A 26388-nucleotide genomic window follows, 5' to 3' on the forward strand; every position below is an offset into this window, starting at 1 on the left:
ATTATACTGCTATATCTTCTTTGAGAACTTCTCTGTCTTCCTTTGTGATTCCTTTTGACCAAATGGCGAGGCCAAAGGTAAGTACACCTAGTCGACCTATAAACATAAGGATTATGATAATAATCTTACCTATACTGCTTAAATCTCCAGTAATCCCAGTACTCACACCCACAGTACCAAGTGCAGAGGCCACTTCAAATAAAATATTTTCAAAATCAAAATCTTCTGAGAAGGTGAGTATAAACGTCCCTACAAAAATAAGTGTTGTATAAAATATAAAAGATGATGTTGCTACGTATAATCGCTCATAAGGAATGCGTTTTCCTAAGAAGGTGATGTTTTTAGATCCTTTGAGTCGGCTTTTCATTATGGCAAATACGGCAGTAAGTGTCGTAATTTTCATACCTCCAGCTGTACCAGAAGGAGAGGCGCCTATGTACATCAAAAATATAGTTACAAGTAACATAGGTAATACAAAAGCACCAAAGTCAACAGTATTAAAACCTACTGTAGTCATTGCGGTCATAGATTGAAAAAATGCAGCACTCACTCGAGCTGACCCACTCAGGCTTGAGATGGACGGCTCTAAGAAGTAAAAAAATAAGTATCCAAAAGTTAGAAGTATAAGCGAACCTATTGCGACAATCTTTGTTGTAAAGCTAAGCGAGTGTGTTCTGTTTTTTACCCATAAGCCCACGTCTGTAATCACAATAAAACCTAGGGAACCGCAAATAGCGAGCATTGATATGGTAAAGTTTATGAGTCCATTATCTACGTAAGGTGTAAATCCACTATTAAAAAGACTAAAACCAGCGGTACAAAAAGCACTTATACTATGAAAAATAGATGACCAGATTGCCTCTCCCGTTCCCATACCATCTGACTTAAAAGCAATAAAGAATAATATGGCACCTAGAACTTCCATAATTACCGTATACAATACTACAGATTTTAAAAAGTCTTTGATACGTATAGTAACGGGTAATGTAAACTCTGTATTGAGAATACTTTTATGCCAGGGTGTTATTTTATGGGTAGTAGATAGCAGCATAAATGTAGTAAAGGTCAAGTAACCTATACCTCCCAGCTGGAAAAGTGCCATTATAACAAATTGTCCTCCTATGTTATATGAGTCAAAAATAGACATCGTAACCAGCCCCGTAGTACTCACTGCAGAGGTTGCAATAAAAAGATGATCTAGTATTGAGGCACTCGTCTTTTGTAACCAAGGCAAGCTCAGGAGTAAAGTTCCTACTAAAACATATGTGAGAAAACCATAAAATAAATTTTGTTGCGGCGTCCAGCTCCTTTTAAGTGCGGTGTATCGTAAACTCAGCTTATTGTAGAATGTTCTCATAGCTAGAAATTATACTCAAAAGTATTTGTTTTGCCCTCCATAGCCTGTTTACATATGGTTAAATTATCACTTTAAGTGAACCAGTACTGTGTCACAACGCTTGATTTCTTTTAGGGTAGTACGCTTTCGCGAAAGCGGGACCATCTCCAGTAGTTGTGTCACCAGTTGCTCTTCGTCTTGCCCGCAAAGACTAGTGATGAGGTCGCGCCCCACGCGGTTGTTATGCAAGTCCATCGCACGTTCTAAGGGTGCGTTAGGAGAAAAATCTTCGTGCCAGTCTGTAAACCGTTTTGCCCACGCCAGCGAGCGCTGCAGTGGCAAGCCTCGTTGCACACTAAGGTGTACGATAAGCATATTCCACAGGGCGTGTCTAAAAGCATTTTCTGGGCCGTTGAGGTGGTGCTTCTTGCTATAATGTTTATTGCATATAGCAATGGTTTTACGCGTTCCCATTATGGTAGGAATTACAAACCGAGGATGGCGCGCACTGAGCCAAAAAAGACTCCACAGCTGTTTAAAATCCATAGATTTGACAACAGCCCAGACGTTCATTATGCTTTGTACTCTTTTACTGCTTCTATAAATGCGCCTGCATTTTCTATAGGAATGTTAGGTAAAATACCGTGACCAAGATTTACAATGTACTTGTCTTTGCCAAATTCATTAATCATCTCGTGCACCATTCTCTTGATCTCGCTAGGAGGTGAGAATAATCGAGTAGGGTCAAAGTTACCTTGCAGCGTGATATTACCACCAGTAAGGTAGCGAGCGTTGCGTGCAGAGCACGTCCAGTCTACACCTAGTGCAGATGCTCCAGACTTTGCCATTTTATCAAGTGCAAACCAGCATCCTTTTCCAAAGGCAATTACGGGAGCCTCATCTTTAAGTGCATCTATAATTTGCTGTATGTATTGCCACGAGAATTCTTGATAATCTACCGGTGAGAGCATTCCTCCCCAGCTATCAAAAACTTGTACTGCATTCACTCCAGCCTCTACCTTTTTCTTAAGATAAGCAATGGTAGTATCTGTGATTTTTTGAAGTAAAGCGTGCGCGGCTAGTGGTTGTGTAAAACAAAATTCCTTTGCTTTGTCAAAGTTTTTTGACCCTTGACCTTGTACACAGTAACAAAGTATCGTCCACGGTGAACCTGCAAAACCTATAAGCGGAATCTCGTCATTGAGTTTTTCCTTAGTCATCTTAATGGCATCCATCACATAGCCTAGAGTCTCATCGATATCTGGGACAATTACTTGCTCCACATCCTTTGCAGATCGTATAGGGTTAGGCAACCACGGTCCTACATTAGGCTTCATTTCTACATCAATATTCATTGCCTGAGGGATCACTAAGATGTCAGAAAATAAAATAGCAGCATCCATCCCATAACGACGTATAGGTTGTACGGTAATCTCACTCGCAAGCTCAGGAGTCTGGCAGCGTGTAAAGAAGTCATACTTTGCTTTGATTTCCATAAATTCTGGAAGGTATCTTCCAGCCTGACGCATCATCCATACTGGTGGACGGTCTACAGTTTCTCCTTTAAGTGCTCTTAAAAATAGGTCGTTTTTTATGCTCATATCTCTAGGTCTGTTCGAGCGCAGTCGAGAACTTAATTGTACTCTTATAATGAACCTCTCGACTGCGCTCGAGGGGACAATTTTATGTTTTTCTAGACGCTTATGTTCTAGATTCTTCTTTCAATGTTTTCACCGCCTTTGCAATCGTGCTTTCTATGCTTGTTGCATTAGACACGATTACTTTTTTAAAATGTAATCTTGCCGTTGTTGCAGTGGTCTCACCTATGCAAAACGCTGGGCTGTCTATTGCTGGTGCGTTTTTGTTCGCTTTCGCGAAAGCGTTCACACCACTCGGACTAAAAAATAATATACCATCAAATGTACGGTCAAAAGACTGTGTTATTTGCTGTGTTTCGTAAACCACCACCTCTTCACACGCTACATTATTTTCTTTGAGTAATGTAGGTAACTCATCTCTGCGCTGTCTCCCGCAAAAGTAAGTGAACGATTCGTTTTTATGGTTTTCGACTATAAAATGAGCCAGTTCTTCTCCATTTTGAGCTGTTTTTGTCACTTTTATGCCATTTTCGGCTAAAAGCGCTGTTGTTTTTGTGCCAACAGTAAAACAACTTTTTATACTTTCTAATTGCTCACTAGAAAGATTATTAAGTAAAGCGCGTACTCCATTTTGACTAGTGATGATTACATTTTTAAGCTTTCGCGAAAGCGTAAAAGCAACCTCTTGTGTGCGTATCGCATCATATTCCACAAATTGTAAACCTGCATTGAGAAGTAGCTCTCGTTGGTTAGGCTTTAATTTTTTTGTGGATAGTACGGTCATTTTTTTAAATTACTCTTAATCTCCTTCATCAACTCTCGTCCGCCATCATCAAGAATATCAAGGGCACAATCTGTTCCAAAACCAACAGCATTTGCTTTTGAAACAACCTGCTCTACTTCAATTTTTGTGGCACCATCGAGAGAAAATAATACCCCTCTAAATCGTATGTCGTCACCTATTTCTTCTGCGAGAGCTCCTATAGGAGCGGTACAACCGCCTTCAAGAGTTTTTAAAAACTCACGTTCTATATAAGTACACAAAGCCGTAGGCTTGTGGTTTAGTGTAGCGCATGCTTCTAGACAAAACTGATCCTCTTCCATCGCGACAATGAGCATGGCTCCTTGTGCTGGTGCAGGAAGCATCCAGTCTAGTACTTCATAATTTTCTGGAAGTACCTCAATACGTTCTAAACCAGCCTTTGCAAATATGGCACCAGTCCAGTCACTATCCTCTAGTTTTTGAAGTCGTGTATTTACATTACCACGTAAATCTGTAGTCTGATGGTTAGGGTATCTATTGAGCCATTGAGCCTGTCTTCTTAAACTTCCCGTAGCAATTGTGCAAGGTTGTTTGTAGTCTGGTGCTCCTTTATGTACAAGAATATCTTCGGTTGCAGCTCTTTTGAGAACTGCGGCTTGGACAATCCCTATAGGTAAGGCGGTTGGAACATCTTTCATGCTGTGTACAGCAATATCGACGGTGCCGTTAAGCATTGCAACATCTAGCGTTTTTGTAAAAATGCCTGTGATTCCTAGCTCGTAGAGTGGCTTATCTAAGATAAGATCTCCAGTAGATTTTACCGGTACAAGTTCAGTTTTGTATCCGTTTGCTTCTAGTTGTGATTGCACGGTTTTAGCTTGCCAGAGTGCTAGCTCGCTATCTCGAGTACCAATTCGTATGGTTTTACTCATTGTCGTTTTCGAGTTGAAATATAGATTGTATAAGTGCTATACTTTGATCTGTAGATCCGTTTGCGTTGCGTAAATGGTGAGCAAACTGATTTGTAATTTTTTGAATAATCTTGTCACTCATAGCCGTTGCACTCGCCTCACTAAAATCTGGCGTTTTCTTACGTACATTTTCAATCTCTGCAGCTTGTACTTCTTGAAGTCTCACTTTGAGAGCTTTCATGGTAGGAGCAAACTTTCTAGTTTGTAACCACACATTAAACTCGTCTGTAATTTCTGCAATGATTGCTTCTGCTTGAGGAATATAACCCTGGCGACGTTTTAAGGTCGCGTCTGTCATTTTTGATAATTCGTCTAAGTGGAGGAGCGTGACATTCTCAAGCTCTTCTACATCATTAGACACATTTTTAGGAATAGAGAGATCAAGAATAAGTAAAGGCTTTTTACTGTGTAGTAATTCTTTACTTATGGTAGGTTTCTGAGCACCTGTAGCAACTACAAGGATGTCCGTTTGTGCAATCTCACTTTGTATATCTGCATATTCCTTTACGAGTAAATTAAATTTACCTGCAATTTTTTCTGCCTTTTCTTTAGTTCTATTAATAAGCGTGATATGCTCATTTTTAGTATGCTTTACTAAATTCTCGCAAGTATTACGGCCTATTTTTCCAGTTCCAAAAAGAAGGATATTCTTGTCTGAGACATAAGGCACGCGGGCCATGATGTATTGTACTGCGGCAAAGCTCACTGAGGTAGCACCACTTGAGATTTCTGTCTCGTTCTTAATACGTTTACTTGCTTGGATAACAGCATTTACTAATCGTTCCATAAATGGATTGATAAGCTGTAATTTTTTAGCACGCTTAAAACCAATTTTGAGTTGGCCAATGATTTCAAAGTCACCTAGAATCTGACTATCAAGACCAGTCCCTACTTTAAAGAGATGAGCAATCGCGTCATCGCCTTTGTGTAAATATGCTACGTCTAGAAACTCTTCTATGGTTCCGTGGGTGTGCTCGCAGAGAATTTTAACGAGCGTCATTGCGTCTGGCGCAAAGCCGTATAACTCTGTTCTGTTGCAGGTAGAAATAACAGTAAGAGCAGTTACTCCTTCATTTTTGGCACCTTTTAGAATTGCCTCTTGAGCAGTTTCAGATATTGCAAAATGACCGCGCGTGGTTGCGTCGGCTTTTTTGTAACTAATACCTATGGCGTAAAATCGTTGTCTTTTCAAAAGCAAATATTCATTTCCTCTGATACTATCAGGGACGCAAAAGTAATAGTCACTTTCTTAAAAAAATAACGCTAGCGGTATCATTTATATCGTACAAGGTGTAAAATGAACGATAGAAGACGTAATTTTACATGAAGCACAGTGTTTACGGTAAAGTAGATGCCCTTGCTATTTTGTTTATTTAGAGCGATTCTAAATAAAATAATTACTTTTGCTATGGATGTATCACAAAAAAACAACGCTGAAAGCCTAACTAATGAAACCCTCATAGAAGATGGCTTTTTTATATTAAGATTTGATAATGAATCTGCTCAAAAACAGCAAGTTGAGCGTACGGTAAATAGTAGTTACATCCAGTTTCACTTTTGCTTGAAAGGGGCAGCTGTTTTTAATTTTAATGATGGAGCTTATAAACTGCCTATACAGGAAGAAAACTCACTATTACTCTACAATCCTCAGCGAGATTTACCTATGAATTTAGAGCTAGCACCAGAAACTTGGGTCGTTACACTCTTAATGTCTATAAAAAAGTTTCACAACTTATTTTCAAATGAAGCGAGTTTCATTCACTTTTTGAGTGATGAAAATAAAGATCGTAAATACTATAAAGACGGTAGTATTTCTCCCAGTATGGCAATTGTGCTTAATCAGTTAATGAATTACAGCCTGCATCCTTCTATCCAGAAACTATATTTTAAGGGAAAGGCTTATGAGCTGCTTAGTCTATATTTTAATCGTCCAGCAGATGCAGATATTGAGCAATGTCCTTTCCTTGTAGATGAAGATAATGTGCAAAAAATAAAACGTGCTAAGCAAATTATCATTGCGAGAATGGACGCGCCACCCACTCTAAGCGAACTATCAGATGAAATAGGCTTATCACTTAATAAGCTCAAAGAAGGCTTTAAGCAAATTTATGGAGATTCTGTGTTTAGTTTTCTGTTTGACTATAAGATGGAAGTTGCACGCCAGTTGCTAGAGACAGGCTCTCACAATGTGAACGAAGTAGGGCTAAAGGTAGGCTATAGCACAGCAAGTCATTTTATTACGGCATTCAAGAAGAAATTTGGTACTACGCCAAAAAAATATTTAATGAGCTTAGGGTAAAAGTTATCACGCTTTCGCGAAAGCATAAAAAAGACAATACCAGTATCATAAAGTCTTATAGATAACATGAGGATGATACGATTGATATACTGTATTTTTGTTAAGGAAAAACTGAGAATAAATGAACAAAGGAGTTTTAATGGTAAATCTGGGATCACCAGATAGTACAGATCCAAAAGACGTAAAAAAATATTTAGGCGAGTTCTTAATGGACGAACGCGTAATTGATGTTCCTTATGCAGCACGCGCATTGCTAGTAAAAGGAATCATATTAAATACACGTCCTAAGAAGAGTGCAGAGGCTTATAGTAAAATATGGTGGGACGAAGGATCACCATTAATTGTTCTTACACAGCGCCTTCAGAAAAAAGTACAACAACATACTAAACTTCCTGTTGAGATTGCGATGCGCTATGGTTCTTTATCTATCAAAGAAGGGCTTCAGAAATTGCATGATCAAGGAGTAGATGAGGTAATGTTATTACCGCTTTACCCTCATTATGCCATGGCAACCACAGAAACAATTACCGTACTTGCAGAGGAGCTAAGATCTGAGTTTTTTCCGAAGATGAAAATTACTGACGTAAAACCATTTTACAAGGATGCAGATTACATCAAAGTATTAGGAGATTCTATTGCAGAGAGTCTTGAAGGTGTAGATTATGAGCATGTATTATTTTCATATCACGGAGTTCCTGAGCGTCACATACGTAAAAGTGATGTAACTAAGGTGCACTGTAAAATTGATGGTTCATGTTGTATGTCTGAGTCTGCAGCGCATGAATTTTGTTATAGACACCAGTGCTATGAAACTACCCGAATGGTAGGAGAATATCTAGGATGGGAGCCTTTAAAGTTTTCTACTAGTTTCCAGTCTCGTTTAGGATTTGATCCATGGTTACAGCCATATACAGACCGCACTGTAGAGCGTATGGGAAAAGAAGGATTTAAGAAAATGGCCATTGCTACACCAGCTTTTGTGTCTGACTGCTTAGAGACGCTAGAAGAAATTGCAATGGAGGGTGAAGAAATTTTTCACGAAGCTGGAGGAAAGGATTTTCACACCATTCCTTGTATAAACGATCGTGATGACTGGGCTGCGCTTATTGCCAAATGGGCAAATGAGTGGGCACTTGTAGAAAGTGGGAAAGCTATTGCTTAATAAAAGCTACAAATACATCATTTAAAGTAATAGAAAGTGAATTTTGCTTGATATAATTAACCTAACGGTTCTTCTGTGAGTGGTGATTTTTCACCAAATTTCACTTTCTTTATTTCTTTTTGTGCCTCCTCGAGGGTATTAAAAACAGTGAGTTTGTACTTTGAGAAGTTTTGCTCAAACTGTACAATTTGTTTTGTAGCATTTTTTTCTGCAACTATAAACATTGCATTAATATCTGCATAATAAGGGCATTGTATATAGACAATAGGGTCAATAGTATAATCAATCGTTCTGTCAAATATGAATCCATATTTTAAACCGTTGTAGAAAGAGCGAGATTGTTCATGAAGAGCGAGTGCTTTCGGGATATCTAGAACGATTCCTTCATTCATTTTGCAGACCACGTAGGTTTTGTAAAACTCTATTGTAGCAAAGTAAAGATCCTTAGTATGTGAGAAATCATCCATAATTGCACTTGTTTGGGAGGTTTCAATGTATTGAAAAACATCAGTTTAAATAGGGATATCATGTAATTTAAGCATTATATATTTGATTAACAGGTAACTACCGACTAAATAATATCTTAATTGTATCATAGCAACTAGTATTAAAACGCAATATTAACTTGGCAAATAAAAATTCTACAGCATTAGGCACAGAGCCCATTTCAAAACTATTGGTTAAGCAAGCCGTTCCTGCATCTATAGGGATACTTGTGATGTCGCTTAATATGATTGTAGATACCATCTTTGTAGGTAGGTGGATAGGTCCTCTTGCCATTAGTGCGATTACAGTTGTTATACCGGTCACCTTTTTTATTGCAGCCATAGGTTTAGCCGTAGGTATTGGAGGAAGTTCTGTACTGTCAAGAGCGCTAGGATCTGGTGATGATGATAAGGCGCTACGCGTTTTCGGAAACCAAATTACCCTTACTTTTCTGGTGTCTGGACTTCTAGCCGTTTTAGGGCTCGTATTTCAAGATACGCTCATTGAGTTTTTTGGAGCAGATGACTCCTTTAAAGATATGGCGCTTACCTATTATCGCATTGTCCTTTATGGTATTGTAATGCTCGCAATGTGTATGATGGGTAACAATGTGATACGAGCAGAGGGTAAACCCAAATTTGCCATGTATGCCATGATTCTTCCTGCTATAGGTAATATAGGGATGGACTATGTACTCATAAATGTCCTTGGTTATGGGATGGAAGGTGCCGCCTGGGCAACTTTTGTTAGCTATGCCATTTGTTTTGCGTTTATCGTTTGGTTTTTCATTTTCAAGAGCGAACTAAGAATCGTAGCCGAATGTTTGAAGCTAAAACGCAAAGTCGTTTCAGAAATTTCAGGACTTAGCGCAGTAACCCTTGCACGTCAAGGAGTGATATCTGTGCTTACTATTTTACTTAATAATGTCCTTATCAATTATGGAGACGCCCTAGATGTCGCAAGTTATGGGATTATAAGCAGGATGTTAATGTTTGCACTGTTTCCTGTGATAGGAGTTACACAAGGTTTTATGCCTATTGCTAGTTATAATTATGGGGCAGACCAATATGACAGAGTACGAGAAACCATAAAAACATCTATCATTTACGCAGGAGGATTAGCGCTCGCCATTTTTATCATTATTATGGTGGTTCCAGATTTCTTTGTCTCGTGGTTTATAAGTGATAGCCATGCAGATGCTCAGGCCATTGCAGATAACAATATACTTATGGATCGCACACCAGATGCCTTAAGATGGGTTTTTGCTGCCACTCCGGTAATTGTGATTCAATTAATAGGTGCTGTCTATTTTCAAGCGATTGGTAAGGCTGTTCCTGCGCTATTGCTCAGTCTTACAAAACAAGGTTTTTTCTTAATTCCGCTTGTATTGATATTACCTAGTTACTTAGGGGTTTTTGGCGTTTGGATTGCATTTCCTATTGCAGATGTACTATCTACAGTGGTTACGGGTTATTATCTGAGGAGAGATGTGAAGAAAAATCTAGTTGTAGTAACTAATTGATGTTACGCTTACTGCCAGAATTTCTCTGTTCGAGATGGGTGGGTCGTGAAAGTTCAATTATAACATTGCAGATCGTTGTCATAGCTAAACAAACTCTGTAAATTAGCGCAAAGGTCTTGAAATATTATAATATCTGTATTGCTTGTAAACTTACTAGATTAAATTATGAGAAATTTACTTGTTACTCTATGCTTTCTTTTTTTGCTACCACTAATAACAATTGCACAGAACCCTGGCTATGTAAACAGGGAATGGAAAGAAGGTATGTTCAAAACATTCTCCGAACTCAAATTAAATGAACCTAGTCTGCCAATTTTAGGAGAATTTAAAAGAGACACTGTAAAAGTCAAATTGGCTTTGTGGAAAACTCTAAGAATACCAGCTGCAAAATTTGTATTTAATTCAAAAAAAGAAAAGTCTCGTTTGGGTAAAAAGCATAAATCTCTTTTTGCAGTCTGCAAGAATGGTAAAGTATATATACCTCGAGAGAATTATCTTTTTTTTAATTATGTTAATTATTTTGAATTAACTTTTTTAAGTAACGAATATGCTATTTATAGAGGTTATAATATTGGGAATGGTAACACCTACGAATACAATGGCATTCTAGATATGAATACTGGAAAATTAAGTATTTTAAGTAAGAAGTTTTTGAAAAAGTTAGTAAAAGATAATGCAATCCTTCTCAAAAAACTTAAAAAAACACCTAACAGAGAATTAAATGAGATAGAATTTCTCAAAGATTTTATTGAAATGAAATCATAGTTTAATTCAAAAGATTTTTCGCTCCCACTTATTCTTTTGCTTTTCAATTATCTTTTTGATATAAATATCATTTTTTTTAGTTAGAAAAATAAAATTATAGAAATTAACATGACCTTAGTATCAGGACCAAGGTCTTAGATTAATCAGTTTTTCGCGAAAGCGTTAAAAATTCATCCTAGCTTCTTACTTCATAGAGAATTGTGTAATTTTCTTAGCTAAAACCAACACAATCAAAATGAAGACAAAATTATGCTACCTATTCCTGGCGTTATGCTTTGCGATATCACTTGACACCTTTGCACAAACCCCAGATGAGACTTCGTATGAAGCACTAGAATACCGACTTATTGGTCCCTTCCGTGGTGGGCGTAGTGCTGCAGTTACTGGAGTACCAGGTCAGCCCGATTTATTTTATATGGGAAGCACTGGTGGCGGCGTTTGGCGCACAAATGATGGAGGAAAAGAATGGGAAAATATTTCTGATGGATTTTTTGGAGGAAGTATAGGGGCTGTTGAGGTTTCAAAAAGCGACCCAAACGTTATCTACGTAGGTGGTGGTGAGAAAACACTAAGAGGGAACGTATCTTCGGGATACGGAATCTGGAAGTCTGAAGATGCAGGAAAAACATGGATACAGTCGGGTCTTAAAGAAAGCCGTCACGTACCGAGAATACGCGTGCATCCTACAAATTCTGATATTGTATATGCTGGTGTTTTAGGTAATATCTATAAACCTACGCAAGAGCGCGGTGTTTACAAAAGTACAGACGGAGGGAAGACTTGGAAAAGAACCTTATTTTCAAATGCAGATAGTGGAGTTGTAGATTTAATTATTGATCCAAACAACCCACGTGTGTTATATGCAATAACTTGGAATGCCCGCAGAACACCTTATAGTTTAAGTTCTGGGGGAGAAGGATCTGCTGTGTGGAAAAGTACAGACAGCGGTGAGACTTGGAAAGAGATTTCTACAAACGATGGTTTTGCCGAAGGTATACTAGGGATTATGGGAATCACAGTTTCTCCAGCAAATAGTAACCGACTGTATGCAATGGTAGAAAACCAAGAAGAAGGTGGTTTATACACATCTACAGATGCAGGAACAACTTGGAAAAAAATAAACGATGAGCGCAAATTGCGCCAGCGTGCTTGGTATTACACACGTCTATATGCAGATACTAAGGATGAAAATACAGTGTATGTTTTAAATGTGCGTTACCACAAATCTACAGATGGAGGTAAAACTTTTAGTACGCATAACGCACCACACGGAGATCACCATGATTTATGGATAGCTCCAGAAGATCCTAACCGTATGATTATAGGTGATGACGGTGGCGCACAAGTGTCTTATGATGGTGGTCGCTCTTGGAGTACATATATGAATCAGCCTACAGCTCAGTTTTACCGTGTGACTACAGATAATGCATTTCCGTACAGAATTTATGTAGCGCAGCAAGATAACAGCACGATACGCATTCCGCACCGTACAGAAGGTGGTAGCATTACAGAAAATGACTGGGAGAGTACCGCTGGTGGTGAGTCTGCACATATAGCTGTAGATCCAGAAAATAATGAGATTGTGTATGGAGGAAGTTACGACGGATTCTTAACGCGTGTAAACCACGAGAAAAACACGGTACGTAGCGTATCTGTATGGCCAGATAACCCAATGGGTCACGGTGTGGAGGATATGAAATACCGCTTCCAGTGGAATTTCCCTATTATTTTCTCAAAGCACAATCCTAAGAGATTGTACACATTCTCACAGAGTGTGCACGTGAGTGAAAATGAAGGTCAAAGCTGGGAAGTAATAAGTGGTGATCTTACGACTAACGATCCAGAAAAAATGAAATCTTCTGGAGGACCTATCACACAAGATAATACCTCTGTGGAGTACTACTGTACCATATTTGCAGCAGCAGAGTCTCCTATGAAGGAAGGACTGTTATATGTAGGTAGTGACGATGGTCTCGTACATGTAACTCGTAATGGAGGGCAATCTTGGGAAAACGTAACGCCTAAAGGGATGCCAGAAAATATGATGATAAACAGCGTAGAGCCATCTGCCTTTGAAGAAGGAACAGCTTACGTGGCAGGAACACGTTATAAACTAGGTGATTTTGCCCCTTATTTATATAAAACTACAGATTACGGAAAGTCGTGGAAAAAAATCACAAATGGTATTCCTGCAGAGCATTTTACGCGTGTAGTGCGTGAGGATCCTAAGCAAAAAGGGTTATTATACGCCGGTACAGAAACGGGTATGTACATCAGTTTTGACGATGGTAAAAACTGGAAATCGTTCCAACTTAACTTACCTATCGTTCCTATTACAGACCTTACTATTAAGGATGATAACCTCATTGTAGCAACGCAGGGGCGTAGCCTTTGGATTATAGATGACCTTGGGATGTTGCATCAGTCCGCTTTCGCGAAAGCTGGAACAAACAAATTATTTAAGCCAAAACCAACCTACAGAATGGGCGGAAACGGCGGAAAATCAAGCCTTACAGCTGGAACTAATCATCCAGGTGGTGTAATGACTTACTTCAACTTGAAAGATTTTGATGCTAAGAAAGATACTGTAACGTTATCTTATATGACGATGGCGGGCGATACGCTCAAGTCGTTTAGCACAGGAGCTAAGAAAAAAGGTGAAAAGCTGAAAGCTAAGAAAGGTGGGAATATGTTTGCTTGGAACACCCGTACAGACGGCGCCGAAAAGCTTGATAAAATGATACTATGGTGGGCAAGTCTCGATGGACCTAAAGCAGTTCCTGGGAATTATAAGGTGTCACTTAATGTAAATGGAGAGGTGCAAACAGAAACTTTTGAAATAGTTGCAAATCCTAATGCAGAAGCTACAGTGGCAGATATGCAAAAGCAACACGACTTTATTTCTGATGTAAATAAATCTGTAGACAGAGCGCACCAAAGCATCAAAAAGATTAAGAAAATTAATAATCAGCTCAAGTCGTTTACCACACAATACAAAGACGATGAACGTACTGCAGATTTGCGTGAGAAAGCAAAAACAATGCAGGAAGAGTTTGGTAAAATTGAGAAAGAATTATATCAAACAAAGAATCGCTCAGGACAAGATCCACTCAACTTCCCTATTAAGTTAACAAATAAGCTAGGGCATTTAAACAGTCTTGTGGGTATGGGAGATTTTGGACCTACAGATCAAGATATTGCTGTGAAAAATGAACTTACGGCAGCAATCAATACACAGCTTGATGCATTTGACACAATGCTAGATGCAGAGGTAACTAAGTTTAATGACGAGTTTAATAGCTTGAAGTTAGATTACCTTTTTGTGGAGGATGCAAAGGAGTAGGTAAAGTAATTTTATTATTTGAAAGGCGCAGAAGAAATTCTGCGCCTTTATTGTTTTATTTTGCTTCGTATCTTTACCATTATGGCAGAATACTACACTTATTTCAAATCCCTACACATCATCTTTGTAGTCACCTGGTTTGCGGGACTTTTTTACATGCCGCGTCTTTTTGTATATCAGATAGAAGCTAGTGAAAAACCGTCACCAGATAAAGAAATACTAGGCAAGCAACTTGGCTTAATGGCGCACCGCCTTTGGAAGATAATTACGGGCCCTTCTATGGTGCTCACTGTGATTTTTGGGAGCTTGATGTTTTATATAAACCCCGGTCTTTTTAGCGCTCCGTGGATGCATATTAAACTCGCATTCATAGTACTCCTATTTTTATATCATTGGAAAAGTTGGCGTATCCATAGAAGTTTACAAGAGGGAGTTTTTAAATACTCATCCGGCCAGATGAGACTGTGGAATGAAGGCGCAACGCTTATCTTATTTGCAGTGGTTTTCCTTGCAGTTACAAAAAGCACAACCAATTGGATTTTTGGAATGCTAGGCCTAGTAGGTTTGGCAGTATTGTTGATGTTAGGCATTAAATTGTATAAGAAAATACAAGACAAAAACCCAAATGCTTAATGCTCACTTTTAATCGTACCTCACTAGGAACAAAAATCTTTACCTCGATGCTCACGCTGGTATTGATTGCCTTTTTAATGATAGCAGGAGTTACTTATTTTCAATATAAAGAGCAAATAAGAGATTATAATGAGGAGCGATTAGAGCGTAAAGAGTCTTCCATAAGAAAGACGATAGATTTCGTCTTAGATAATACCAGCTACGAACTCAAAACCGAAAAAATCCCATATATTTTTAAAGAAAAAATATATGAAATTGCGAGTATTCAAGGAGAGAATATCACCATGTACGATCTAGAAGGAGAACCTTTAATATCATCTACAGATCAATTATTTGATAGTCCGCAGCAAAAGAAATTGTGTCTTGAGACACTTCAAAACTTAGAAGAATCTGAAGAAAAGAGATATGTAAATCAGCTAGATGGAGAAGTATCACAGCAGCTTTCTTACTCATATATAAACGACCCAAAATATAAGCCACTTGCCATACTTGAGATACAGTATGAAGATAGTGAAGCCTTTATTAATAAAGAGCTTCGAGAGATTTTATGGCGTCTTGTTATTGTTAACATATTGATGGTGTTTACGGCTATTTTGCTAGCTTATTTCTTAGCTAAGTATATTACTAAAACTTTAAAAACGGTAGAAGATAATATTAAAGCTACTCAACTAGACAAACGCAACGAGAAGATAGACACTATTGCGCTACCATCTGAGCTCACTACATTGGTGAATGCTTATAATCGTATGATTGACGAGCTAGAAGGAAGTGCCGTGCAGCTTGCCCAGAATGAGCGTGAGGCGGCCTGGAGAGAGATGGCAAAGCAGGTAGCACATGAGATTAAAAATCCACTTACGCCTATGCGACTCTCTGTACAGAGTTTTGAACGCCGTTTTGACCCAGAAGATCCAGAAGTACACGATAAAATAAAGGAATATAGTAAGACTCTTATTCAGCAAATTGATACCATGAGTAGTATCGCGAGTGCATTTTCAAACTTTGCAGATATGCCTGCACAGCAAAGTGAGATTCTCAATGTACCTAACATAGTAAAGCTTTCTGTAGATATATTTAATGAACGTTACATCTATTTTTCTAGTGAAAAGGAAGAGTTATATGCAAATTTTGACAGGACGCAACTGATTCGCGTGGTTACAAACCTGGTTAAAAATGCAGTACAAGCAACTAAGACTACAGAGCATCCTAATATTATTGTAGCTGTACAAGAACTAGAAAAAGAGGTTGAGATTACTGTAACAGATAACGGAATAGGAATTTCGGCAGAGAATGAAGTAAAAATCTTTGAGCCTAAATTCACAACCAAATCTAGCGGAATGGGGCTAGGGCTCGCAATGGTAAAAAATATTATGGAGACCTATAATGGAAGTATTACCTTTACTTCTCAAGAAGGAAAAGGAACTGTGTTTAAGGTTGTTTTCCCAAAATAAGAAGTTTTAAATCGTGGCTATTACGGCTATATAAGAACCAATATTAAAAACCAACATAGTACTATGTACAATAATATTCTTTCAACTACAGAAAACGGTATTACTACAATTACAATCAATCGTCCTTCTAAGCTCAATGCTTTAAACAAAGAGACTATTGAAGAACTTCATAACGCTTTCGCGAAAGCGGAAGAAGATGCAACCGTACGCGTTACAATCATAACTGGTTCTGGCGAAAAAGCTTTTGTAGCAGGTGCAGATATCTCCGAGTTTGCAAATTTCTCAGAATCTGAAGGAGCAGAACTTGCTCGTAAAGGCCAAGAAATTCTATTTGATTATGTAGCAGATATGGGAACTCCAGTTATCGCTGCAATTAATGGTTTTGCTCTAGGTGGCGGACTAGAACTTGCGATGGCGGCACATTTTAGAATTGCAAGTGATAATGCACGCATGGGGCTTCCAGAAGTAAGTTTAGGAGTAATCCCAGGATATGGTGGTACACAACGTTTACCACAACTAGTAGGTAAAGGACGTGCCATGGAGATGATTATGACTGCAGGAATGATAGATGCAAACACAGCATTAGAGTACGGTCTTATCAACCATATCGTAGCACAAGAAGAATTGTTGCCACTCGCAGAAAAACTAGGAGGTAAAATCATGCGTAACTCACCTATGGCAATCGCAGCGGCAATTAATGCAGTAAATGCAGGATTTGAAGACGGTGTAGATGGATATGATACAGAAATTGAAGAATTTGGCGGTTGTTTTGGAACTGACCAGTTTATAGAAGGAACAACGGCATTTCTCGAGAAGAGAAAGGCTGAATTTTAATAACGGAATGGACTTATAAAAAAATCCGCAATCGTATGATTGCGGATTTTTTTGTGCTTTTAAATAAAATAATTACAACTCCCATCCCTTACGGTAGTCACGCTTCACCCATGCATTTGCTTCCTCATAATTAGTTACACGCATATTATCTCCGTCCCACTTAATCGTACGACGACCAGGGTAGTTATATGGATCCCAGTCTCCTGATTTTTTACCTTCTTTCAATTCTTTGTATTGGAAAGCTTTAATAGCGAGATTGCCCATAAGTACAGCCTCTGTAAGAGGTCCTCCATAAGAAAATGGTGATGATGTAGCGCCACCATTAATACACGCCTCAATCCACTCTCCAGCATGACCAGTGGTCACTCTTTTGATTGTTTGCGACACTGCGGTCATATCTTTCATACGCTCGCTAGGAAGCAAACGCGGGTTTGCACTATAGGTGTCTGTAACCATAATCCCATCGCTACCGTAAAAAATGCTACCACCACCGCCATCACCTGGCTTCTCTCCTTCTCCTAATTCGCTAGGTAAATCTGGCATAATTCCACCATCATACCAGTTTAACCCCACGTCACCCTGAGTAGGTGAGTCAAACTTTAATCTTACAATAGAACTTGGTGGGCAAGCCTCTCTGTAATCTGCCTCCACAAAATCTCCAGACCAGATGCTCGTACAACTAGCTTCGGCTTCATAAGGGAAGCCTAGATTTAAGGCTTTGAATGGCGTTTCCATAATGTGACAACCCATATCTCCCATGGCTCCTGTACCAAAATCCCAAAAACCTCTCCACTTAAATGGCAGGTAATTCTCATTATAAGCACGGTATGAAGCAGGCCCTAACCACAAATCCCAATCTAGATTTTTTGGTACTGGATGCCCTTCTGTTATGTGTTTAAATCCTTGTGGCCACACCGGTCGATTAGTCCAGCAATCTACACGAGAAACTGTACCTATAACTCCGGAGTTAATCCACTCCTGGGCTACTCTAATCCCATCACCAGAAGCTCCTTGGTTTCCCATCTGGGTTACAATTCCTTGCTGTCGTGCCACGGTTGCCATTAAACGAGCTTCGTAAATATTATGTGTAAGAGGCTTCTCTACATATGCATGTTTATTCTCACGCATAAAAGGTAATGCGATGGTAGCATGCGTATGATCTGGTGTTCCTACCATTATCGCATCTATTTCCTTTATATGATTATCGTATAACTTTCTAAAGTCTCTATACGTTTTGGCTTTTGGGTGCATGGCATAGCTCGCGGCACCCATCTTATCATCTACGTCGCACATTGCCACAAACTTCACTTTACCATAGTTTGTAAGATCATTCACCACGCCGCCGCCACGACCACCTACACCTATTGCTCCTATATATAAAGTATCTGAGGGAGGCACATGATTTCCGCCTAGCACAAAGCTAGGAACGATAGTAAAAGCTGCACTAGCTGCAGCACTTTTTTGAAGAAAGGAACGACGTTTCATAAGGATTGATTGTTTTTGATTCTTAAAGATATTAAAATCAACTCAATCTAAAGTTTAAGTAAGTGGATTACGCTTTCGCGAAAGCGTACAAAATATACATAATTTAAAAAGTATAAATATTCTTTGTGAGTGGTATACCGCTGGCAGTGTTGGTTAAATTGTATTTTGAATAATTATGTGAATAGGAAAGTTCACTTGGTGTAAACTAATTATTTTTTGAGATTATATGTTTGATATGTGGGTGTCTGCTAAGATCAATTATATCATGCCAATTATATGTAAAGCAAAGATAATGAGCAATTAAATGTAAATTTATTGCGGTTTTGGCATCCTTTTTGTTAAAATATCTCAATCAATCAAAAATCACTTTTATGAAACAATTTACTTTTCTAATCATCCTTTTTTTTAGTTCTCTATGTAGTGCTCAGTATGTAATAACTATAGAGGCTAATATTATTGACAGCGATACTCGTTTAGGTATTCCATATGTAAATGCGGGTTTTGTGGATAAAGCAATAGGAACCGTAACTAATAAAGATGGTTTCATGTCCTTGCAATTTGATGAAAGTAAAATTATAGATAGCGATGTCATCCAATTTTCAGTTGTAGGTTATAAAACACAGAGCTATTCTTTTGAAGAATTGGTCAGTAAATTTCAAAAAGATAACACTATTGAACTCGTTAAAGATGTCTATGGTTTAGATGAAGTGATGCTGACTTCAAAATGGGGAAAAGCAGAGCGCTTTGGATCTAAACAACGGACTAATGAATTATTGGCCTACTGGAAAGATAAAGAGGGATTAGGAGGTGAAATAGCTAGTTTCATTAAGATTCCAAAAGGAAGGCATAAATTATCAAAGGTTAGCTTCAATGTTGTTGAAAATATTTCCGACAGTATAAAAATACGTGTGAATATTTATAATTACGATAAAGGATTCCCAAGAGAGCAATTTCTGTCTAAGCCTATCTACCATACTATTTCTTCCAGGAGTGGTATTGAAACTATAGATTTGATACCAGCTAATATTGTTGTAAGTCAGGACATTGTGCTAAGCATAGAGCTCTTAGAAGTTTATGGTGAAGAGTTAGGTCTTGCAATCTCCCAAAGTCTTAATTCAAAACGATCTTTTTTAAGGTCGGTCAGTCAAGATGGTTGGGTCAAACAAGTTTCAAATGGTGTAGATTTATCTATACTAGCAAAGCCATCACTTCAAAATAATTCTGAGATTACTAACACCAAGGTGAATCGTGTATCTATTCTTTGGGATGTATCTAGGTCAATGATGGATCGATCCTTAGATAAGGAAATAAAACTCTTAAAAGCGTACTTAGGTGATGTCAACCCTGCAGAGGTTGATGTAATTATTTTTAGTAATACAATAAATGATAAAAAATCTTTTAATTACGGGTCATCACAGGAAGACGTATATCGGTTTTTAGCGAATCAATCATATTTTGGTAATACAGATGTTAGTGAATTGGCAGAAACACCTCAAAATTCTGATGTGACCTTTTTATTTTCTGATGGGCTGGTTAATTTGGGTAGTTTTGATCCTATATATACATCCGGAGATTTTATAGTTGTAAGCAGTACTCAGAGTGCTAATCACATAGTTCTCAATGAATGGGCTCAATATAATGAGGGCAAGTATATACCATTGTACAATAGAAAAATAAAAGAAGCCAAAAGTTTACTGAATACATCTGACGGTGTATTTATTGAGACTATTGAGATTTCGGAAAATGATAATAATACGATATCAGGAACCGTGTACTTTGATGAACAACCACTTTCGGGAGTTTTAGTAAGTATTAATAATACTTTTAAGGAGGTTAGAACAGATCGTAGTGGGCGTTTTAAAATCTCTGCTAAACAAGGGGATGTATTAAATTTTGAATTCCTAGGTATGGACTCAAAACAAGTAGTTGTTGAGGACAATATAAGAGATCTCTCGATAAGGTTAACTAAATCATTTGATGTTCTCAATGAGGTGGTATTAACGGGTAGTGGTGCTGTAAATAAGAATAAGCAATCTTCTGTTGAAGAAGCTTATGGTATATTGTCAAAAGAGGATTTTCCTTCAGGAGCAAAGTATGTAGCAGATGTTTTAAAAATTGTTCCGGGATTAACGGTAAAAGGAACTGGTCGATTTGCTCAATTTATAACTAATGTTAATCCAATAGGATATTTTATTGTAGATGATATTCCTTTTACATCATTGCCACTATATCTCGACGCTAGCTCTATTTCTAGCATATATGTAATGCCAGGTGATATGGCATACTTTAAATATGGATCTGCAGCCAGCAATGGAGCAATCATAATCAATACAATAGTAAATAAAGAAGCAAATAGCGCCTTAGTAAAAGGGAATGATTATGAAGGAAACCTTTCTCAATTAGACTATTCTAACTCAATAAATAGTTTTGAGAAAAAACTTTCTGACAAGGTGATAGGTGTTGATAAAAAAATTGAAGTTAGAGGAAAAGTTTTATTAAATAACAAACCTGTTTATGGATGCTATGTTATTCAAAAGGGATCTCTTAATGAGGTGATAACAGATAGTAATGGTGAGTTTGTAATCACTACTCAAGAGGGTGCTATTTTAAGTTTTGAGTATAAAGACACTAAGGCAAAGGAAACCATTATTTTAGATAACTCGTTCTTAAAAGTGGAACTAGAATCTCAGTATGAGATATTAAATGAAGTAGCTCTTACTGGTGAGGCAAAACAAAAGAAAGATAAAAACCTAACTGATAAGGAAAAGAGACTTGCCCAAAAAGATAGATCCGGGATAGGATATCAATCGATAGATAAGGAAGACTTTAATCCAGGTGGTTTTTCATTTCTAGCAGACCTAATAAGAGGACGTTTTCTTACTATTCTCGTTAAAGGAGAAGGTGATCAAGCAACCTATCATACTAGAAAGCGATCATCAATTCTACAAGGTGATGAGATTCTATTTGCTGTAGATGGAGTGTTGACTCAAACACCTCCTACATTTCTTGATTTAAATAGAATTGAAAATATAACATTTAAGTCTACACTAGCGGGAACCAATAAGTATGGTGCGCTAGGACGAAACGGAGTTATAGAAATTACAACTATGGGTGGAGAGTTTATAGATACTAAAGAATCACAAAGTGCACTCGCAAAAAATAATGATTATCAAGAAGGTGCAAAAATATTTTCGTCGTCTAGAAAGACTGGAATATACAATGCAGCAACTACGGAAAATCTAAAAACATTGCAGCAGCAGTTTTTGAATAAAATTGACGAAGATCCTTTAGATGTAAACAACTATATAGCTTATTATAGGGTTTTAGAACCACTAGATAAAAATCAAGCAGTTAGAGGATTAACAACAATTTTAGACATAGCAGACAGTAATACAAGGGTGTTAAGGTCGCTTGCTTTTTTTTTAGAAGAACAGAATTTATATAAACAAGCTTTAAAAATACATGAGCGTGTTTTAGAATTAGCTCCAGAAGAGTCGCAGTCACACCTCGATATTACACAGTCGTATAAAAGAGAAGGTAAATTTGTTAAGAGTTTTGAAACTCTCAAAAGGATACTCTCTGCAGATTCTACCACTTATAATATTTCTCCAGAACTCATTAAGATAGCTGACACAGAATTAAGACATCTTCTTACTAAAAATAAAGATCGTATAAATTATGATGAAGTGCCTTCGGCATTTTATGAGACGGTACAATTAATTGATAAAAGGATTTTAATTGAATGGAATGACCCTCAAATGGAGTTTGATTTACAGTTTGTAAACCCTGCAAAAAAATTCTACAATTGGTCACAAAATTTAAGTACACCAGATAAATCTGATGTTATCACTAATGGTTTGTTATCAAAGGAATTTATAATTGATGATGACTCTAATAAAGGTGAGTGGATTATAAATATCACAAATAACACTTTTAAGAAGTCAAGAGTACCTCTCTTCGTAAAGATGACGATACAATCGAACTATGGCGGTATTGATGAGCAAGAACAAATCTTGATTATACCTATCTCTCAGTTAGATCAAAAATACACAGTTCAAAAAATCACAATGTAGATTGCTATTATAAATGCTTATTTTCTTTAAGTAATTTATACGTTATTATGGTATACGCTTTCGCGAAAGCGCAATAGAGGAACTATAAAAAAGCTTATAAGAAAGGAGCAGTCAGCGCCACACATGAAGAAAATAAGATTTCTATAACAAGTGTAAATTTAAAAATGAGGTATCTTGGGATTATTACAAATGATAACATCTCAGGAACCTACACACAGCTAGGTACTGACTATCCATTACAATTAATGAAAACAGAAAAAACACTTCCAGGAAATACAACATTGCCATCATCAAATGAGTCGCTTGCAAAGCTCATTGCTCAAGAAGATGGGGATTTTAAATATAAAGTAGAAGATTACTTCCAGACGCCAGAAGCATATGCGTTTAAACTTTCACCAGATGGAAAGTACTTGTCGTACATGAAGCGTAGAGCAGATGGAAAAAGAGATTTATTTCTTAAAAACACAAGTACACAAACTGAAGTTAAGCTTGTAGAACAGCAGGAAGATTTAATACGTAGCTACTTCTGGGCAAGTGAAGATCGCATTGTGTACTCACAAGATAAAGGAGGTAATGAAAACTACCATCTCTTTGGAGTAAATCTAGACGGTAGCGGTAATGAGGAGTTAACACCTTTTGATGAGGTACGCGTAGCCGTACTAGCTGTTCTTAAAGAAGATAAAGATCACGTTATCGTGCAGATGAACAAGGACAATCCTGCACAGGAGGAGCCTTACAAACTAAACATTAACACGGGCGCTATCGAGAAGTTGTATACCGTACATGAGGGAGATGCACCGGTAGCAGGATATGATTTTGACAAGTACGGAAACCTACGTGCAATCTCAAGAATCATCAATGGGGTAGACATGGAGTTGCTTTACAATATTGATGATGAGTTTGTAAAAATAATGGAAGTCCCTTTTGGTGAAACTTTTGGTATCAGTCGTTTTGATTATGCGTCAGATAATCCAGATGCGGCTTATGTGGTTTCTAATCTTGAGACAGATAAAATCGAGATTCAGCGTTATGACTTGCGAGCAAATAAGGTGCTGGCAACGATGTACAAGGATGAGACGTATGATGTGAGCGGAATTACGCTTTCGCGAAAGCGTAACTACGAGATTGATTATTTTTCGCACAATGGTGAGAAAGCAGTTATCGTACCTGTAAGTGATACTTATAAAAAGGTGCAAAAGCGTTTGCAGAAAGATTTTGGCGATAAAGATTTTTATGTGGTAGGACGCACAGATGATGAGAGTAAAATGATGGTTGTGGTAACGAGCGATCGCATTATAGGTGAGTATCATCTCTATGACGTGGAGGAGAATACGGTAACGTTGCTGTATAAAATTCTTCCTCAGCTTGAGGAGCAAGATATGGCTGCAATGACTCCTATTACTTTTAAGAGTCGTGATGGGATTACTTTACACGGGTATCTTACCATGCCTAATGGGGTAAAAGAAGGTCAAAAAGTACCTATGATTGTAAATCCGCATGGAGGACCGCAAGGAATACGTGATAGCTGGGGCTTTAACCCAGAAGCACAATTATTTGCTAGCCGTGGATATGCTACGCTAGCCGTAAACTTTAGAATTTCTGGCGGATACGGTAAGGAGTTTTACACCTCTGGTTTTGGGCAAATAGGGCGTAAAGCGATGGATGATGTAGAAGACGGTGTTGATTATGCAATTTCCCTTGGACAGATTGACAAAGATAAAGTTGCCATTTATGGTGCAAGTCACGGTGGATATGCCGTACTACGCGGAATGACTAAAACTCCAGAAAAATATGCCTGTGGTGTAGATTATGTGGGTGTAAGTAACTTGCATACTTTTATGGAAACTATCCCGGCGTACTGGGAGAAGTATCGTGATATGTTGCATACCATCTGGTACAACCCTAACAAGCCAGATGAGAAGAAAATCATGGATGAGATTTCTCCAGCCTTGCATGTGGACAAGATTGTAAAGCCACTATTTGTGGTGCAAGGAGCAAATGATCCTCGAGTAAATATAGACGAGGCAGATCAAATTGTGGAGCAGTTAAGAGCTCGCGGAGTCGAGGTGCCATACATGGTGAAGTATGACGAGGGTCACGGTTTTGGGAAAGAAGAAAACACGCTAGAATTGTATAAAGCAATGATGGGCTTTTTTGCAGAGCACTTAAAACAAGAAGAAGTTGTTGCTCTTAAAAAGTAGATTATATTTTACGCTTTCGCGAAAATTTGAATAAAAAAACCCTGAATGTCATTTGACATTCAGGGTTTTTAATGAGGTGTAATCTGCTATTTTAATCCTTCCCATTCGGCATAAAATTGGGCTAGGAAGCCTTCCATATAATGGTGGCGTTTCTCTGCCATTTTCTTACCAGTTTTTGTGTTCATTCTATCTTTTAATAGTAGCAGCTTTTCGTAAAAGTGATTGATGGTAGGAGCGGTACTTTTTTTATACTCCTCTACTGTCATAGCTAGCTGAGGTGCTATTGCTGGATCATAGAGTTTTCTGTTTTTAAACCCACCGTAGTTAAAGGTACGTGCAATCCCTATGGCTCCTATTGCGTCTAGTCTATCTGCATCTTGTACTACATCAAGCTCTGGAGATGTAAACGCTTGCGCTTTATTTCCTCCTTTAAAAGAGATGTTTTTTATAATCTGTACGACATGCTCAATCACGGTACTATCGCAGTTTTGGTTTAACAAAAACTCTGTTGCCATTTTAGGAGCAATAGTTTCATCACCATTAAAAAATTTCGAATCTGCAATGTCATGTAATAACGCGCCAAGCGCTACAACGAGAGGATCTACCTTTTCTCCTTGAGCTATCTTTACGGCGCTTTTATACACCCGTTCTATATGAAACCAGTCATGACCACCTTCGGCATTTGCAAGGGTGGTTTTTACAAAGGTGATGGTGTTGTCTATGAGTTCTTGGTGTTCGTGTGTCATCTTTAGAAGGAATAGGATAGATTATAATCTCAAATGTCGGCAGTTTGATTCATACCTACAAGGTTACTTATGGCAAAACTATGCAGTTTGAATTGTTACTTTTTCGCGAAAGCGCACTGAAAACAAAATGCATACGCATAAAAAAACCACCCTAAAAAGAGTGGCTTATTTTTTATTGCCGTCTAGCGACTAAAGTCTACAGACTACTTTACGTGCTCGTTAAAAGCATCCATAAGGTTTTCTGCAATCATTTCTGCAGGTCTACCTTCAATGTGGTGACGCTCTAACATATGTACTAATTCGCCATCTTTAAAAAGCGCCATAGAAGGGCTTGATGGAGGAAATGGTACCATAAAAGAACGAGCAAGATCTGTTGCCTCGCCGTCTACTCCTGCAAACACAGTAAATAAGTTGTCTGGCGTTTTCCCGTTTACTGTAGCATGTACAGCAGCTGGACGTGCATTACGAGCAGCACAACCACAAACAGAATTTACAACCATAAGAGTTGTTCCTTCTTTTTTCATTGCAGCGTGTACATCGTCTGTTGTATGTAATTCTGTGAAGCCATTTCTGGTAAGGTCTTCACGCATAGGTTTTACTAAATCTGGTGGATACATAATCAATATATTTTGATAACAAAGGTACAAAAAGTGTTCCTCCTTTGTATGACGGAAAATATGGCAGATTCTTACAATTATTTCCTACCGCTTTTATAACAAGCTG

20 protein-coding genes are annotated in these 26388 nt (G+C 38.0%); 10 read left to right on the forward strand and 10 right to left on the reverse strand.

Features of this window, described 5'->3' with window-relative positions; genetic code table 11:
* Position 1: 1 nt before the first annotated feature.
* The 6 genes from JM84_RS03015 to hemA form a co-directional block, all read right to left on the reverse strand.
* Positions 2 to 1357, reverse strand: a complete 1356-nt coding sequence (locus JM84_RS03015; protein WP_144782680.1) for a TrkH family potassium uptake protein — start codon at positions 1355 to 1357, stop codon at positions 2 to 4.
* A 66-nt stretch (positions 1358 to 1423) separates the two neighbouring features.
* Positions 1424 to 1882 (reverse strand): DUF6973 domain-containing protein, encoded by a 459-nt coding sequence (locus JM84_RS03020; RefSeq protein ID WP_144782682.1) that lies wholly within the window; start codon positions 1880 to 1882, stop codon positions 1424 to 1426.
* A gap of 26 nt (positions 1883 to 1908) precedes the next feature.
* On the reverse strand, positions 1909 to 2937 hold the full coding sequence (hemE, locus tag JM84_RS03025; RefSeq protein WP_035334967.1) for a uroporphyrinogen decarboxylase: 1029 nt from the start codon (positions 2935 to 2937) through the stop codon (positions 1909 to 1911).
* A 100-nt stretch (positions 2938 to 3037) separates the two neighbouring features.
* Positions 3038 to 3718 (reverse strand): uroporphyrinogen-III synthase, encoded by a 681-nt coding sequence (locus JM84_RS03030; RefSeq protein ID WP_144782684.1) that lies wholly within the window; start codon positions 3716 to 3718, stop codon positions 3038 to 3040.
* Positions 3715 to 4629: a hydroxymethylbilane synthase gene (gene hemC / locus JM84_RS03035; RefSeq protein WP_108877568.1), complete on the reverse strand. Its 915-nt coding sequence runs from the start codon at positions 4627 to 4629 to the stop codon at positions 3715 to 3717. Before hemC ends, JM84_RS03030 begins: the two co-directional genes overlap by 4 nt.
* Positions 4622 to 5866 (reverse strand): glutamyl-tRNA reductase, encoded by a 1245-nt coding sequence (gene hemA, locus JM84_RS03040; protein ID WP_013750538.1) that lies wholly within the window; start codon positions 5864 to 5866, stop codon positions 4622 to 4624. The genes hemC and hemA overlap by 8 nt, the downstream gene beginning before the upstream one ends.
* 210 nt (positions 5867 to 6076) lie before the next feature.
* Here hemA and JM84_RS03045 point away from each other — a divergent pair, with 210 nt between their 5' ends.
* Complete coding sequence (locus tag JM84_RS03045) at positions 6077 to 6967, forward strand: helix-turn-helix transcriptional regulator (protein WP_144782686.1); 891 nt, start codon at positions 6077 to 6079, stop codon at positions 6965 to 6967.
* A 121-nt stretch (positions 6968 to 7088) separates the two neighbouring features.
* Positions 7089 to 8129: a ferrochelatase gene (gene hemH, locus JM84_RS03050; protein ID WP_013750536.1), complete on the forward strand. Its 1041-nt coding sequence runs from the start codon at positions 7089 to 7091 to the stop codon at positions 8127 to 8129.
* A 56-nt stretch (positions 8130 to 8185) separates the two neighbouring features.
* Here hemH and JM84_RS03055 read toward each other — a convergent pair whose 3' ends face one another.
* On the reverse strand, positions 8186 to 8596 hold the full coding sequence (locus tag JM84_RS03055) for a hypothetical protein (protein WP_013750535.1): 411 nt from the start codon (positions 8594 to 8596) through the stop codon (positions 8186 to 8188).
* Between the two features lie 158 nt (positions 8597 to 8754).
* On the opposite strand from JM84_RS03055, the gene JM84_RS03060 reads away from it, so the two are divergent.
* The 6 genes from JM84_RS03060 (at position 8755) to JM84_RS03085 (ending at position 17160) form a co-directional block, all read left to right on the forward strand.
* The gene (locus JM84_RS03060) at positions 8755 to 10137 is read left to right on the forward strand and encodes an MATE family efflux transporter (protein ID WP_013750534.1); all 1383 of its coding nucleotides are present in this window, start codon (positions 8755 to 8757) and stop codon (positions 10135 to 10137) included.
* A 165-nt stretch (positions 10138 to 10302) separates the two neighbouring features.
* Positions 10303 to 10902 carry a hypothetical protein gene (locus JM84_RS03065; RefSeq protein WP_013750533.1) on the forward strand — a complete coding sequence of 200 codons (600 nt, stop codon included), beginning with the start codon at positions 10303 to 10305 and terminating at the stop codon, positions 10900 to 10902.
* 235 nt (positions 10903 to 11137) lie between these two features.
* Complete coding sequence (locus tag JM84_RS03070; RefSeq protein ID WP_144782688.1) at positions 11138 to 14245, forward strand: WD40/YVTN/BNR-like repeat-containing protein; 3108 nt, start codon at positions 11138 to 11140, stop codon at positions 14243 to 14245.
* An 81-nt stretch (positions 14246 to 14326) separates the two neighbouring features.
* Positions 14327 to 14878, forward strand: a complete 552-nt coding sequence (locus tag JM84_RS03075; RefSeq protein WP_144782690.1) for a CopD family protein — start codon at positions 14327 to 14329, stop codon at positions 14876 to 14878.
* Positions 14878 to 16326 carry a sensor histidine kinase gene (locus JM84_RS03080; protein WP_013750530.1) on the forward strand — a complete coding sequence of 483 codons (1449 nt, stop codon included), beginning with the start codon at positions 14878 to 14880 and terminating at the stop codon, positions 16324 to 16326. Before JM84_RS03075 ends, JM84_RS03080 begins: the two co-directional genes overlap by 1 nt.
* A 63-nt stretch (positions 16327 to 16389) precedes the next feature.
* Complete coding sequence (locus JM84_RS03085; protein WP_013750529.1) at positions 16390 to 17160, forward strand: enoyl-CoA hydratase/isomerase family protein; 771 nt, start codon at positions 16390 to 16392, stop codon at positions 17158 to 17160.
* A 72-nt stretch (positions 17161 to 17232) separates the two neighbouring features.
* Here JM84_RS03085 and JM84_RS03090 read toward each other — a convergent pair whose 3' ends face one another.
* Positions 17233 to 18645 (reverse strand): Gfo/Idh/MocA family protein, encoded by a 1413-nt coding sequence (locus JM84_RS03090; protein WP_013750528.1) that lies wholly within the window; start codon positions 18643 to 18645, stop codon positions 17233 to 17235.
* A 371-nt stretch (positions 18646 to 19016) separates the two neighbouring features.
* Between JM84_RS03090 and JM84_RS03095 the strand changes: the two genes are divergently transcribed.
* The gene (locus JM84_RS03095; RefSeq protein ID WP_013750527.1) at positions 19017 to 22718 is read left to right on the forward strand and encodes a carboxypeptidase-like regulatory domain-containing protein; all 3702 of its coding nucleotides are present in this window, start codon (positions 19017 to 19019) and stop codon (positions 22716 to 22718) included.
* 164 nt (positions 22719 to 22882) lie between these two features.
* Positions 22883 to 24919 carry an alpha/beta hydrolase family protein gene (locus tag JM84_RS03100; RefSeq protein ID WP_144782692.1) on the forward strand — a complete coding sequence of 679 codons (2037 nt, stop codon included), beginning with the start codon at positions 22883 to 22885 and terminating at the stop codon, positions 24917 to 24919.
* Between the two features lie 86 nt (positions 24920 to 25005).
* Here JM84_RS03100 and JM84_RS03105 read toward each other — a convergent pair whose 3' ends face one another.
* Together JM84_RS03105 and JM84_RS03110 are read right to left on the reverse strand one after the other, a co-directional pair.
* On the reverse strand, positions 25006 to 25665 hold the full coding sequence (locus JM84_RS03105; RefSeq protein WP_144782694.1) for an HD domain-containing protein: 660 nt from the start codon (positions 25663 to 25665) through the stop codon (positions 25006 to 25008).
* A 203-nt stretch (positions 25666 to 25868) separates the two neighbouring features.
* Entirely contained in the window at positions 25869 to 26282 is a 414-nt protein-coding gene (locus tag JM84_RS03110) for a BrxA/BrxB family bacilliredoxin (RefSeq protein ID WP_108877581.1), read from the reverse strand.
* Positions 26283 to 26388 lie beyond the last annotated feature (106 nt).

Source organism: Dokdonia sp. Hel_I_63 (assembly GCF_007827285.1).
In the GTDB taxonomy this organism is placed as follows: Bacteria; Bacteroidota; Bacteroidia; order Flavobacteriales; family Flavobacteriaceae; genus Dokdonia.